Origin of the sequence: Comamonas serinivorans, from assembly GCF_002158865.1 — a bacterium.
GTDB lineage: Bacteria > Pseudomonadota > Gammaproteobacteria > Burkholderiales > Burkholderiaceae_C > Comamonas_E > Comamonas_E serinivorans.
This window is the reverse complement of sequence record NZ_CP021455.1, coordinates 1,698,973-1,711,915: the sequence shown is the minus strand read 5'-3', so window position 1 is coordinate 1,711,915 and position 12,943 is coordinate 1,698,973. Positions and strand designations below refer to the sequence as shown.

Below are 12,943 nucleotides of genomic sequence, written 5' to 3'. Positions count from 1 at the left end.
GCAGACCGGTGCCGCCAGCCAGCCAGCCAGCGCGCAAGAGCGCCAGCCAGCACGGAGTATCAGCCTGTTGCCGTTGTTCAATCAACGACAGCAGGTTGATACTCCGTTTTCAATTCATCCACCCAACCACACATTGCCACACCATGACCGCCACCGCGCATGCCGACGTCCTCATCGTGGGTGCGGGGCCGGCCGGCCTCTCGCTCGCCATCTCACTGACCCGGGCCGGCCTGCGCACCACGGTGCTCGAACAGCAGCCCGAGGCCCAGCTGGCCCGGCCCGCGCCCGACGGCCGGGAAATCGCCCTGACCCTGCCCAGCGTGGCCACGCTGACCCGCCTGGGCACCTGGCAACACCTGCAGGCGCACGAATGCGGCCACATCCGCCAGGCCGTGGTGCACGATGGCCCCGTGGGCTGGCGCCCCACGCTGGACATCGACGCCGCCGGCTCGGCCGGCCCTGGAGCGACTGGCAGCGGCGCAACCAGCAGGGGTTCGGCTGGCAGGGGTTCGGCCGCCAGCGGTGCGGCCGGCAAGGGTTCTGCCGACCCTGGCGCTGGCGACACGGGCGCCGCCGACCACGGCCTGGACGCGCTGGGCCGCATCGTGCCCAACCACGCGCTGCGCCGCACGGCCTGGCAGGTGGCGTCCGAGCTGGCGGCCGACCCAGGCACCGGCCTGCGCCTGATCACCGGCGCCCGCGTGAGCCAGGTGCAGGTGCACGACACGCACGCGGCGCTGCAGTTCACCTGCAACACCGGCTACGCCGGGCCCCAGGACCGCTTCCGCCCGGACGCGAACGTGAACAGGGGCGCGAGTGCGTCGGCCCCCTCACCCACCAGCGGACCCACCACGGATACACAGCACCTGCGTGCGCCCCTGCTCGTCGCAGCCGACAGCCGCATGTCCGCCATGCGGCGCCTGCTCGGCGTGGGCGCGCAGATGCGCGACTTCGGCCGCACCGTCATCGTCTGCCGCATGCGCCATGCGCTGCCCCACAACGAGGTCGCGCACGAGTGCTTTGGCTGGGAACGCACGCTGGCCATCCTGCCGCTGCCGGCGGGCGCCGAGACCACAACCGAGGCCGAGGCCCAAGCCAGCGCCCACCATTGCTCTGCCGTGGTCACCACGGACAACGCCGATGCCGCCCGTTTGATGGCGCTCGATGAGCAGGCCTTCGCCGCCGAGGTGCAAGGCCACTTCCGGCAGCGGCTCGGGCCCATGGCCCTGGTGGGCCAACGCCACACCTACCCGCTGCTGGCCACCTACGCGCACCGCCTGGCCGGCCCGCGCTTTGCGCTGCTGGGCGATGCCGCCGTGGGCATGCACCCGGTCACCGCGCATGGCTTCAACCTGGGCCTGGCCGGGGTCGAGCGGCTGACCGCGGCCATCGTGGCCGCACGTCGGGCCGGGCGGGACTGGGGCACGGCGCAGGCGCTCGCGCCCTACGCCCGCGGCCAGCACCGCCACGCCTGGCCGATCTACCAGGGCACCAATGCCGTGGTCGGCCTGTTCACCGACGCCCGGCCCCTGCCGCGCTTGCTGCGCCAGGCCGTGCTGCAAGGCGCGCGCCGCCTGCCCCCGCTGCGCGCCGCCATCGCGTCGCAGCTCACCGGCCGCAGCCCCTGGCGCCTGCTGGTGGCCCAGTTGCCTCGCCCGATGCGCTGAGCCGCTGGGTGCGGGCCGGGTGAACCGTGCCGATGGTGACGCGCCTGCGGGCGCAGGTCGTGCTGGTGACGTTCGATCGGGCCAACACCAAGCAGTATGCTGCAGCATCCGATGACCAAACATCGGCAACGAAACCATACTCCATTGACCTTTTTTGCCCTGAGACTCAAAGCCTGAGGTGATCGCCGCGATTTCGCGAGGTCGCAAAGGCCCCCGCGGCCACGCCAAGGCCCGCCCCGGCACCGGCCCAATAGCCCGGCCCGTGGCGTGCCGCAGGCATCCCCAGGTACAGTCAGACTGTGTAGTGCCGAGGGTGGACGGCCTGCGCCACAGGCCCCACCCCCATGTCCGAGGCTGACGCAGCCCATTTTCCGGAGGAGTTTCATGAGCACGGTCCTGTCCCCCCAGATGCATGCCGGCGAGCCGCAGGCGCGCCGCAATTTCCTGATCGCCACCTACAAGCACCTGGGCATCGCCATCCTGGCGTTTGCCGTGCTGTCCGGGCTGTTCATCGTCTCGGGCTTGTCGCTGCAGGCGGCCAAGCTGCTGGCGGGCAGCGGCAAATATGCCTGGCTGGCGGTGCTGGGCGCGTTCATGGTGGTGGCCTGGTTGGCCACCAAGATCGCCGACACCTCGGATGACCCGAGCAAGCAGATGCTGGCCCTGGGCGGCTACGTGGTGGCCGAGTCGCTGATCTTCATGCCGCTGATGGGCCTGGCGATGCTGATCGCCCCCGAGGCGATTGGCGCCGCGGCCCTGATCACGCTGCTGCTGGTGGCGGGCCTGACCTACACCGCCTTCACCTCGAAGAGCGATTTCTCGTTCCTGGGCGGCATCCTCAAGGTGGGCGGCTTCGTCGCCCTGGGCACCATCGTCTCGGCCGTGATCTTCGGCTTCAAGCTGGGCGTGTGGTTCTCGGGCCTGATGATCCTGTTCGCTGGCGGCTGCGTGCTGTACGACACCGCACGCATCATCCACGACTACCCCACCAACCGGCCCGTGGGTGCGGCCCTGCACCTGTTCGCCTCGATCGCACTGCTGTTCTGGTACGTGCTGCAGCTACTGCTGTCGCTCACCAACCGCGACTGACCGCCAGTCCGTCCACCTTCAGGCCCGCGCCAGGCCTGAAGGCCTCTCAGGCGCGCGGCCTGCGCCAGACCAGGCCCGCCGCCATCCCCAGCGCCAGCAGCCCCAGGCCCCACGCGGTCGACGAGGGCACGGCCTTCGGCGCCGCGGGCGGCGCGGCCGACACCGTCACCACCTGTTGAACTTGAGGCGCCGCCTCGAACGTGGCGTTGCCGGCCTGGTTGGCCTGGATGGTGCAATCGCCCACCCCGATGAAGCTGACGGTGCTGCCATTGACGGTGCAGACCGCGTCAGACGCCGGATCGATGCTGAAGACCACGGGGTTGCCCGAGCCGCCGCCCGTGGCCGTGACCGCATAGGTCGAGCCCACGGTGGCCGCGGGCGCTGTGCTGGTGAAGGTGATGGTTTGCGGCGTGAGCGGCACCCCATCGGACGCCCCGTTCAAACGGATGTCCAGGTCGCCATAGGTCAAGGCCTGAAAACGGAACACGTCGTTGACCGGGCCGGCCGCCATCGGAGCCGTGAACGTCACCCGCACCTGACAAGTCGCAAACGGCGCGTAGCTGCCAACGGGGCAGTCGTGAGTCACGGCAAAGGCGGTGTTCGCTGGCGGGATGATGGCCGTGACCGTCACAGGCATCGGGTCGAAGTTGGTCACCGTGATGGTCACCTCACTCGACGTGCTGCCCGCCACGGTGTTGGGAAAATTCACCACGCCGGGCTCAAACAACAGCCCCTGGGCCTTCACAGCCCCCGCGCTGCACACCAGGGCAAGCGCCATCAGCCCCTTCAACAGGTGTTCGGCCATCCAATTCATCGTCGTCCTCGCAATCGGTTCACAGCCCCCACCGGATCCGGCGGCGGAGGCCGGGTTCAGCCCCGGCTGCGACGCATCATCGCGCAACACAGCGGCTTTTGGGTGACTTCATGCGACTGTGCGCCACGGCGCACACCGCAGGCCTGCGTGAATCGGTCGTGAGGCAAGCGTTGCGGACAGCGCCCCCCATCGCGTGCTCACGCCGGGCCGCGCCGGGCCCGTCGCCAGGCGAACAGCAGCGACACCCCCAGCACGCCGGTGGCCCCGGCCAGCATCACCTGCGCCGAGCCCCACTGCGCCACCAGCCGCCCCGCCGTGGCCACGCCCAGCGCCTGGCCCATGAAAAAGCACGAGGCAAAGGCCGACACCGCCGCGCCGCGCCGCTCGGGCGCCATTTGCGTGGCGTTGATCTGCAGCGTGTTGTGCATCATGTAAAAGCCCAGGCCGGTGACGAAGCAGGCCGGCATGGCCCACCACCACAGCGGCGCCAGGGCGACCAGCCCCAGCGACACCGCCATCAGCACGCCGCCCACGCGGATCAGCCCCACCTCGCCCAGGCGCGGCACCAGCCACGGCGAGGCCACGGCGTACAACACGCCGCCAAAGCCGAACAGCATCACCATGCTGCCGGCCGTGGACAGCGACAGACCGAAGGTGTGGTGCAGATGGGTGGCCACGAAGGCAAACACGCCATACAGGCAGGCGCCCTCCAGGAACACCGCCAGCAGCACCACGCGCGCCCAGGGCTTGGCCAGCACCTGGCCGAATTCGCGCGCCATGCGCGCGACCACGAATCCCTGCGCCTCCGAGGCCACGGGGGCTTGGGGCCGCAAACGCCGGTGCTGCCAGAACAACAGCACGCTGGCCAGCGCGAAACAGGCCGCGATCAGCACGAACGGCGTGCGCCAGCTCAGGTGATCGGCGGCAAAGCCCCCCAGCCACACGCCCGCCGACACCCCCAGGATCTGCCCGAGCAGAAAGCGCGCCAGCACCGGCTGGCGTTGTTCATAGGGCACGTTGTCGCCAATCCAGGCCATGGACAGCGGGATGATGGCCGCCGTCGTGGCCCCGGCCAGCAGCCGCCCCAGCGCCAAGGTCTGAAATCCCGGCGCCAGCGCGCAACTCAGCGTGGTCAGCACCGAGGCCACGCAGGCCCAGGCCACGACGCGGTACTTGCCGAAGCGGTCGCCCAGCGGCCCGAACAGCAGCTGCGCCACGCCATAGGCCACGGCGAACAGCGTCACCACGCGGGCCACCTGCGCCAGGTCCATGCCGAACTCGCCGCCCAACCGCGGCAGCAGCGCATCGGTCAGGCGCAGCGAGGTGCCGCTGAGGAAGGCCGCGAACGACAGCGCTGCGACCGCCAGTGCCGGCACCCCCGAGGAGGTGGCCGCACCGCCCGCAGGCGCGCCTGGTGCGCTCGCGCCGCTCGTCTTCAACGCGGCGCCCTCGGGGGGCCCGGCATCCGGCCCGGCAGCACGGGCCGGCGCGGCTGCGTCAGATGCCGGACGGGCGGGTGAATCGGCTGCGCTCATGTCGCGGCTCCCGAGGTGGGTGCCTGCCAGACGGGCACTTTGCGCATCACCGCCCACTCGAATTCGGGCCGCGCCAGCAGGCCCGCCAGCCAGGCTCGCAGCGCCGGCCAGGGGCCGCTCGCCCACCGCGCCGCATCCACCGCGGCGTACTGGCGCACAAAGGGTGCGATGGCGAAGTCGGCCAATGCCGGGCGCTCGCCAAACAGGTGGGCGCCGCCCTCGTCCAGGCGTGCGTTCAGGGCTTGCAGGTAGGCGCCGGCCAAGGCGTGCTGCGCCGCCACGTAGGCGGCCAGCACGGCGGCATGGCGCTCGGTTCCGAACTCGGGCCCGACCAGCCCGGGCGCGTGCGCCGAGCCCGCTGGCGAACCCCATGGCGCACCCGCCCGTGGATCAGACTCCGCCACGGCGGTCGCCACCGCACCGTCACGCGCGGCCCAGGCGCGCAGCTCGTCGGCATGGCGCTGCGGGTACTTGCTGCGGTCCAGGTGGGGCTTGAAGCGCGTCTGGCAGTCGGCGATGCTGTCCAGCATCGCGACCAATGATTCGCGCTCGGGCTGCAGCCACTGCTCGGGGTCATGACGCGCCAGCGCCCAGCGCATCACCGCCAGGCTTTCGTCGATCACCGTGCCATCGGGCAGCACCAGCACCGGCACCGTGCCCTTGGGCGAGGCCTGCAACAGCGCGGCGGGCTTGTCGCGCAGCAGGATCTCGCGGTGCTCGACCGCCTGACCCGCCACCCACAGCGCCCAGCGCGCGCGCATCGCATAGGGGCAACGGCGAAAGCTGTACAGCACGGGCAAAGCGGTCATGGCGGTGGCACGGCCCCGAACGACCGGCATGGCAGGCAAAGCGGCGATTGTGGCCCAGGCCCGAGCAGCGCCACGCCGACCACCGCACCGCCCTGCGGGCCTCGTGGCGATTCGCGCCGCCCGCCGTGGCAAGACGCCCAGGTGGCTGCGCGCCAGCGACGCGGCCCCTAGAGTGGGCGACGCATGCATGGCCAACCGCATCGCGGCGGACCGGCACAGCGGGCAGCCACACGACACGTGGAATTCAGGTGTGCGGACCGCCCGCGACCGGCTTGCGACCGGCTTGCAATCGGGTCAGGCCGCGCTGGACGATGGACCGGATCGCCGCAAGCCGAGCAGCCGCCGCGGTGCAGCCGTGAACCGTGCCCCACGCCAGCAACCCGGCAGCGCGCCCAGTGCATTGGCACTCGAGGCCCATGCATTCAGGAGTATGTTCACATGCCCGTTTGACATTGAACGGCCATGCGCAGATACCCCTGCCCATGTTGGCAGACGCACCACCGCCGTTTCATCCACCCCTTGACCGCACTGCCCCCGCCCATGAAAGCCCTGCGCATCCACGAATTCGCCACCCCGCCCCGCGTCACGCTGGACGACGTGCCCCCGCCCCAGCCAGCGCCCGGCCAGGTCCTCATCGACGTGCACGCCAGCGCCATCTCGTTCGTCGACCTGCTGCGCGCCGAAGGCAAATACCAGGTGCTGGACACCATCCCCTGGATCGGCGGCAGCGAATGCGCAGGCACCGTGGCCGCCGTTGGCGAGGGCGTCACCAGCCATCAGGTCGGCGACAAGGTGGCCTGCCTGGTGCGCAGCTGCTGGGCCGGCCAGGCCGTGGTCGACCAGGACCTGGCTTACCGCCTGTCGCCCGATGCCGACCTGGTGGCCGCCAGCGCCCTGCCCGCCGCCTACTGCACGGCGCTGTATGCCCTGCGCGAACGCGGCCAGCTCAAGGCCGGTGAAACCGTGCTGGTGCTGGGCGCCGCCGGCAGCGTGGGCTACGCCGCCGTCGAAATCGCCCACCTGCTGGGCGCGCGCGTGATTGCCGGCGCCCGCACCGCTGACCGCCGCCAGGCCGCCCTCGAGGCCGGCGCCGACGAGGTGGTCGACACCAGCACCGACGCCTGGAAGGACGAAGTCAAGGCCCTGGCCGGCAAGCGCGGCGTCGACGTCATCGTCGACCCCGTGGGCGGCGCCGCCACCGACACCGCCTTCCGCACCCTGGGCTGGGGCGGCCGCCTGCTCATGGTCGGCTTCGCCAGCGGCGACATCGGCAAGCTGGGCACCAACCTCAGCATCGTCAAAGGCGCCAGCCTGGTCGGCGTGGACATGCGCCAGTGCCGCGAACGCCAGCCCGCGCTCGCCGCGCAGCTCATGGCCGAAGTCATGCAGTGGTTTGGCGAAGGCAAGCTCAAGCCGCGCATCGCACGCCAATTGCCCATGGCCGACATCCAGCAGGCCGTGGCCGACGTACAGCACAACGCGCTGGCCGGGCGGGTGGTGATCACGATGGGCTAAGTGGCCTCATCAGGCTGGCCAAGAGGCGGGGGCAGCAGTTGGGCGACAGCAAAACGGCCAAAAGCAGCTTTTCGGCCGGCCTTGCAATCGGGCGGTCGCAAGCGTGCTCTGCACGATCAGCAAGCCGTGAATATCCCTTACCGCGAAATATTTCTCATAAATCGTGCGCCGGCAGAATGGAATCTGACAGGCGGTCCAAATTGAGCATTGGCGCACGCCGCAAGAGTGATACTAACTTTAGTACCGTATCTCCCACGCGTGCGGGTTCTGAACTTCGAGTCCTTTTCAGAACCATATGGCCTTTCTCAAAATCCAACACGTAAAGATTTTGCTTGAGACGAGAACCGGAGTATTGACTCAGATCTAATAGATAGACTTCCGACCGTTTTCCAGCATGATGAGGATCCGATAGGCTCGCATTTATTAGATGAATCATTCGTAGATCTGCAAGGGCTTGTAATGCACGGTATTCACCCTGATGCAATTCTTTATCGCGAAACTCAATACGAAAGAAAGTAATTTGCTGATCACTCAGCAAGAAGTCCCTAACGATGTTCAGAGAGGCAACCAAAATGGCTGAACGACCTGAGGTAGCCGCAGCGTCGTCTTCAAGTTCCTGTTGCTTTGTTTGGCTTATGATACCGGCAGCATTATTGACGTCTTGAACACCCACTGTCTTTGCATTCGACCGTTGCCTAGCTGTCTGAAGTGAAGCCGCACAGAGCGTCAAGAAATCTCGCGGCACGCCACCGGAAGCTAGTACCAACCTATCGATCGCCGACGCACTCACAACGCCGCTCAATGGTAACGCGTTGCTTTCTTCTGCGTAACCCCGCAGAATTTTTTCGAGAAAAATTTTCGCCTTCTCTGGCTGTTCCAGTGTCACGTCCAAGTTAATGATCGCGGCATCATGTCCTGTCTGAAGTCCAGTAGGCGGGTCTGGAATGAACCAACGAGTCTGGTGCTGTATACCAGCCACCTTGAGCCAGACTGGGCAATCACGAGTGACCCCATGAATGAGATCTAGGAACTTAGGGGCATCGCTACTTTTCACGTAGTGAATGTCATCAAGAAAAATGAAAAGCGACGAGCCAGATTGAAGACAAAATCTGGCGCACACTTGTTGCAACTGCGGCACCAAGAGAGCCACATCGTCTAGTGACGCGGCGTTCGGCTGAAACCGTTGCTCGATCGTAGCCCGCAAGAGTTTTAATGATTCATGGCCTTGAGATGAATCGGGGCGGCTAGCGTAGGCGCCGAGTATCAAGTCACAGATCCTTAGCGCTACAGTAAGGAATGCATGTGGTGCGCCTAGCGACCGAAGCGATTGCATATTCACCCAAAGGACGTTGGATCCTTGCAACTCCAGAACCCGCTTTGCTTCGAGCAGCAGTGCTGTTTTCCCAACTCCGCGTCGTCCGAAAATTAAGTGATGCCGAGGCGATATCGCAAGGCTAAGCCGTTCTGCCACATCTGCAATATATCGCAAGCTGGGCTGAGTTTCCGATGTGCGTGAACGAGCGTTGAGTAAACGAATGAGGTCAGAAATTCGGTCGTCATGTACGCCAGATACGCGAGAATTTTCCGTACGAAGTGACGCAGCCCTGGTTTGTCGAACTGTGACAAACCCATTATCAAGTATCTCGTCAATGCGCTGAGCAACGGACAGAGCAGCTTCATAGTCTCGGTCAACCTCAATGATTGCGATTACTTCGTTTGGGAATGTTCTTATCTGAACAGAAACTGGTTGAATTCCAGCCGCTCGAAGCTCGTCCTCGATTATTTTTCGCGTTGTCGATTCCAATGACATACCACTGTATTCCCTATGTCTTTGATTGGAGATAAGCACGCGCCAGCTTTACCAGTATGCGCGCGTTTTGAAGCAATTCTCCGGCAGATTCGCTGAATTCCATATCACCCGCAGGATAGGGATCGTAGTCTGCACGATTGCGCTCTAGTCTGGCAATCTTGAGTCTATTCTTCCACTCATCACAATTAGGAAAGTCCGCCGGGAGCTTTGTCGGAAGCACCGAGTGCTGCTCGTGATCGTCACCACCGATAGAAATATATGTGGCGGCCCGAGCGGCGTGATACATCGCATAATAAGCTCTGCTTACCGTGCTTCGGTGCTGGGGGAGCTTCGCTCGTGAAGAAGCGACTGCTTGCCTTAGATGGAGATTCGCTAACTTGATACGATCCAAAGCAACGCGCACTTGCAATTCATGAATTGTCTTGCCAGACCGACTGGTCAGCTGGGCACCTCGAACAAATCCTTTCAGAGTCTCCTGATTGGATTTCGAAACCAACAATAGTTCGTTTTCAGTGATCCTTGGCATGGGCACGTTGGTCAAATTCCAGAAGAGGCTTATGCAACAGTGCAAGCACTGTGCCGCGCGTCTAGATTAGCAGATACATTTTGAGATAGCAGGCGGAAGCTTTCTTTCAGATCCTGGCCAGAGCATCCTGTTCAGAGGAGCCGCTCCAGGTCGAAAGAGGCCTAACTCCCTCACCGCACCCTGCTCGGCAGCACCGCCCGCATCCAGCGGCTGAGCACCGGGCGCACGCGGGGGTTGTGGATGAGCAAGGCGCCCAGGTAGCCGATGAAGGCGCCGATCACGGTGTCGATGAAGCGGGCGTGGATCAAGGGCGTGGGGTCGCTTTGGCCCAGGTGCACGGCTTCGGCCAGGAAGATGGTGAGCGGCGTGATGAAGGTGGCGGCCAGGCCGTAGTGCCGCACCACCAGGGTTTCGATGAGGAAGGACAGCGCCATCATGATGGCGCTCAGCGTCCAGACGTTGAGCGGCAGGCTGAGCAGGCCCCAGGCGATGAGCAGCCCGGCGGCGGTGCCGATGATGCGGTGCACCTGCTTGCTCCAGGCCGCGCGCAGGTTGGCGCCCTGGATGACGGCCAGGCAGCTGACGGGCACCCAGTAGGCGCGCTCCAGGCCCAGCACCTCGGCCACGACCAGCGACAGCCCGACGAAGGCGCCGATGACGACCGAGTCGTAGACCACGAAATCGAAGTCGGGCGCCGGCAGCTCGGGCGCGGGCGGTGGCGGCGCCACGCGCGTCATGTACAGCGAGTAGACGAAGGCCACCAGGCAGGCGACGAGACAGCCCATGGCGACCACGCCCACGCGCAGCGGCACCTGTTCCAGCGTGCCGGGCGTGTAGGCCGCGATGGCGGCGGCCATGATGAAGAACAGGCTGCCCGGCGGCCCCAGGCGGTAGGTGCGGCAGACCATGTTGACCACCATGGCGATCAGCGTGAGGGCCAGCACCATGAGCGCGGGCCAGAACTGCGTGAGCGCGCCAACGGCGAAGCTGGCCACCATGCCGAACGAGGCCGCGAGCAGCATCATCATGCGGTGCTGCAGCGGCGAGTTGGGCAGGCTGAGGAACACCATGCCGCCCAGGCTGGCCAGCAGGCCGAAGTCCATGCGCCCGAAAAACGCGCCCACGAACAGCGGAATGCCCGAGGCCAGCGCCGCCGCGAATGGCATGTGCCAGCTGCGGTCGCTGCGCTTGACCTCGGTCAGGTCGCGCCATTCAAGGCGCAGGCGGCCCTGCACGCGGTGCCACGACCACCACGGGGTATGGTGGGACTGGCGTTCATCGTTGTTCGGGTTGGGACTCATACAGGCTCACGGGTTTGGGTCACACGGCGGCGTCCACGGCCGCACCATCGGCGGTACGGCCATCGGCCGCCCTGCCCTGCGCCGGGCGGGTCGCCTCGCAGCCGATGGCATGGTCGGCGGCCTGCCAGGCCGGGGCCGATTCGCAGTGCACGTGACGCTGCTTGGCCGGCTTGAACGGAGTGAGCAGTGTGGCCAGGGTGAAGCAGGTCCAGTCGGCCCACTCGCCCTGCACGCGCTGCCAGGTGATGGGCGAGCCGCACTGGCCGCAAAAGCGCCGCACCACGCCGGGTGACGACGCATATTGTCGCAACAGCGCCTCGCCCTGCACGAGGCGAAAGTCCGCCAGCGGCACCGCACCAAAGCTGGCAAAGGCCGCACCGTGGGCGCGCTGGCACATGCCGCAATGGCAATGCGTGACGGCCCGGATGGGGGCATGCAGCGTGTAGCGGACGCCGCCGCAGAGGCAGCTGCCCTGGTGAAGGGTGGGTTCGGCGGGCGCGCGATCCGCGTCGCCTGAGTTGCCCGCCCTGGCGCCTCCGCCATCCCCCGCGCCCGACCCGCCTTCGACGCCTGCTGACGCACCGGCCGACGACTGGGCGGGTGAATCGGCGAATGACGGGTCGAACGACGGGTCGAACGGCTGCGCGGATGACAGCGCGGATGGCTCGGCGGACGGCGCTGGGGCCAAGCCCGCCAGCGAGTGCGTGAACGAGCCGTTGGGCAAGCCATTTGGCGAGCCGCTTGACGCGTCACCCAGCGACCCCTTCAACGGCCCATCCGACCAGCCTTCCGGCAAAGCCACTGAAAGCCCGTCCTGCAAGCTCGGCGAGCCAGCAGGCGAAGCTGTTGAGGCGCCTGACGTCCAGAGCGGAGTTGGCGACGCGGCTGATGGTGAGGACTCGGGGCTGAATGAACGCATGCCCACAGTGTGCATGCGCCGGCGGCGGTCAGCCGGAATCCGTCAGCCGAAATCCAACAGGCGCGCATCGCGTGCCTGGCCCGTCAGGTGGGCGACGAACGCGGTGAAGAACGCCGGCAGCGAGTCGGCCAGCCACTCAGCCGACTCCTCGAACTCGGGCCCCTGGCCCACGACCACCGCGCCATCGTGGCGCAGAGCCAGGTAGGCGTAGTCGCCCGCCACCGAGGCGGCAAACGGCGTGTGCGCTTGCCAGAAAGTGCGCACGGCCCAGGTGTCAGCCTCGGACACGGCGGCGTCCAGGCTCAGGCGTTGCGCAAAGTCCCAGCTGAACGCGGCGTCGGACTGGCCCGCATGGTCGGCCAGGCCGTAGAACCAGACAGTCTGCGCCGGGTTCTGCAGGCCGCCGTGCGCGGCGCAGAACGCGTGCAGTGCAGCGGGCAGCACTCCCGGCGGCTGGTGCCGATCGGCTGGATGCGGGGATTCGAGCTGGCGCTCGGGCCCAGAGGCAACCGTAAACGTTGGCGTGGGCGTTGAGATCGGGCTCGGGTCTGTCCCAGGCTCACCGATGTCAGGCCATGGTGGCCGGGTCGCCGGCAGCGCCTGCCAGCCCAACGCTTGCAGGGCGAGGATGAAATCATCGGGCATCATGCATGCAGTATGCACCGAATCTCGATGATCATGAATCGGCGATGGCTGCATACCCCTGAACACCGATGACACCTCAAGCACCAACGTCGGCACAGCGACCTGACGCGAGCGAGGCTGCTGGGGCGGCACCTGATCGTGTCGACAGCGCTGCCCCCGCACCGGCATCCGTCGGGCCAGCCCCTGCACAGGCGCCGGGCCGGCGCACGTCGACTTCGCAACCGAATGTCCCGAAGACGTGTTCCCCACTTCGAGCAAGTTCTGGGTGAAAGGGGCTCCGACTTGCTCGCGCTGCTGAACAAAGCAGCCCAGC

The 12,943-nt window shown here is 66.6% G+C and carries 11 protein-coding genes; 3 read left to right on the top strand and 8 right to left on the bottom strand.

Annotated elements, in window-relative coordinates; all coding sequences use genetic code 11:
- The first annotated feature begins 143 nt into the window (after positions 1 to 143).
- Both CCO03_RS07320 and CCO03_RS07315 read left to right on the top strand, forming a co-directional pair.
- Positions 144 to 1,667, top strand: coding sequence for an FAD-dependent oxidoreductase (locus CCO03_RS07320; RefSeq protein ID WP_087279222.1), 1,524 nt, complete (start codon positions 144 to 146; stop codon positions 1,665 to 1,667).
- A 384-nt stretch (positions 1,668 to 2,051) separates the two neighbouring features.
- Complete coding sequence (locus CCO03_RS07315) at positions 2,052 to 2,756, top strand: Bax inhibitor-1/YccA family protein (protein ID WP_087279219.1); 705 nt, start codon at positions 2,052 to 2,054, stop codon at positions 2,754 to 2,756.
- Between the two features lie 46 nt (positions 2,757 to 2,802).
- Here CCO03_RS07315 and CCO03_RS07310 read toward each other — a convergent pair whose 3' ends face one another.
- The 3 genes from CCO03_RS07310 to CCO03_RS07300 form a co-directional block, all read right to left on the bottom strand.
- Complete coding sequence (locus CCO03_RS07310) at positions 2,803 to 3,570, bottom strand: hypothetical protein (protein ID WP_157667552.1); 768 nt, start codon at positions 3,568 to 3,570, stop codon at positions 2,803 to 2,805.
- 197 nt (positions 3,571 to 3,767) lie between these two features.
- Positions 3,768 to 5,105 (bottom strand): MFS transporter, encoded by a 1,338-nt coding sequence (locus CCO03_RS07305; protein ID WP_087279214.1) that lies wholly within the window; start codon positions 5,103 to 5,105, stop codon positions 3,768 to 3,770.
- On the bottom strand, positions 5,102 to 5,914 hold the full coding sequence (locus CCO03_RS07300; protein ID WP_236904070.1) for a glutathione S-transferase N-terminal domain-containing protein: 813 nt from the start codon (positions 5,912 to 5,914) through the stop codon (positions 5,102 to 5,104). Before CCO03_RS07300 ends, CCO03_RS07305 begins: the two co-directional genes overlap by 4 nt.
- 519 nt (positions 5,915 to 6,433) lie before the next feature.
- Here CCO03_RS07300 and CCO03_RS07295 point away from each other — a divergent pair.
- Complete coding sequence (locus CCO03_RS07295; protein WP_169717459.1) at positions 6,434 to 7,429, top strand: NADPH:quinone oxidoreductase family protein; 996 nt, start codon at positions 6,434 to 6,436, stop codon at positions 7,427 to 7,429.
- Between the two features lie 154 nt (positions 7,430 to 7,583).
- Here CCO03_RS07295 and CCO03_RS07290 read toward each other — a convergent pair whose 3' ends face one another.
- From CCO03_RS07290 to CCO03_RS07270, 5 genes are all read right to left on the bottom strand, one after another.
- On the bottom strand, positions 7,584 to 9,239 hold the full coding sequence (locus CCO03_RS07290) for an ATP-binding protein (protein ID WP_236904068.1): 1,656 nt from the start codon (positions 9,237 to 9,239) through the stop codon (positions 7,584 to 7,586).
- Positions 9,240 to 9,252: 13 nt separating this feature from the next.
- Positions 9,253 to 9,765 carry a HEPN domain-containing protein gene (locus tag CCO03_RS07285; RefSeq protein ID WP_087279209.1) on the bottom strand — a complete coding sequence of 171 codons (513 nt, stop codon included), beginning with the start codon at positions 9,763 to 9,765 and terminating at the stop codon, positions 9,253 to 9,255.
- A 170-nt stretch (positions 9,766 to 9,935) separates the two neighbouring features.
- Positions 9,936 to 11,066 carry an FUSC family protein gene (locus CCO03_RS07280; RefSeq protein WP_087279205.1) on the bottom strand — a complete coding sequence of 377 codons (1,131 nt, stop codon included), beginning with the start codon at positions 11,064 to 11,066 and terminating at the stop codon, positions 9,936 to 9,938.
- A 19-nt stretch (positions 11,067 to 11,085) separates the two neighbouring features.
- On the bottom strand, positions 11,086 to 11,985 hold the full coding sequence (locus tag CCO03_RS20815; protein WP_472299002.1) for a GFA family protein: 900 nt from the start codon (positions 11,983 to 11,985) through the stop codon (positions 11,086 to 11,088).
- Between the two features lie 42 nt (positions 11,986 to 12,027).
- Positions 12,028 to 12,429, bottom strand: a complete 402-nt coding sequence (locus tag CCO03_RS07270) for an SMI1/KNR4 family protein (protein WP_087279200.1) — start codon at positions 12,427 to 12,429, stop codon at positions 12,028 to 12,030.
- Between the last annotated feature and the right edge of the window lie 514 nt (positions 12,430 to 12,943).

What these genes read in the sequence shown, in the direction of transcription:
- CCO03_RS07320 (WP_087279222.1), top strand. Translation starts at nt 144, where the DNA reads ATGACCGCCACCGCGCATGCCGACGTCCTCATCGTGGGTGCGGGGCCG.
- CCO03_RS07315 (WP_087279219.1), top strand. Translation starts at nt 2,052, where the DNA reads ATGAGCACGGTCCTGTCCCCCCAGATGCATGCCGGCGAGCCGCAGGCG.
- CCO03_RS07310 (WP_157667552.1), bottom strand. Translation starts at nt 3,570, where the DNA reads ATGAATTGGATGGCCGAACACCTGTTGAAGGGGCTGATGGCGCTTGCC.
- CCO03_RS07305 (WP_087279214.1), bottom strand. Translation starts at nt 5,105, where the DNA reads ATGAGCGCAGCCGATTCACCCGCCCGTCCGGCATCTGACGCAGCCGCG.
- CCO03_RS07300 (WP_236904070.1), bottom strand. Translation starts at nt 5,914, where the DNA reads ATGACCGCTTTGCCCGTGCTGTACAGCTTTCGCCGTTGCCCCTATGCG.
- CCO03_RS07290 (WP_236904068.1), bottom strand. Translation starts at nt 9,239, where the DNA reads ATGTCATTGGAATCGACAACGCGAAAAATAATCGAGGACGAGCTTCGA.
- CCO03_RS07285 (WP_087279209.1), bottom strand. Translation starts at nt 9,765, where the DNA reads ATGCCAAGGATCACTGAAAACGAACTATTGTTGGTTTCGAAATCCAAT.
- CCO03_RS07280 (WP_087279205.1), bottom strand. Translation starts at nt 11,066, where the DNA reads ATGAGTCCCAACCCGAACAACGATGAACGCCAGTCCCACCATACCCCG.
- CCO03_RS20815 (WP_472299002.1), bottom strand. Translation starts at nt 11,985, where the DNA reads ATGCGTTCATTCAGCCCCGAGTCCTCACCATCAGCCGCGTCGCCAACT.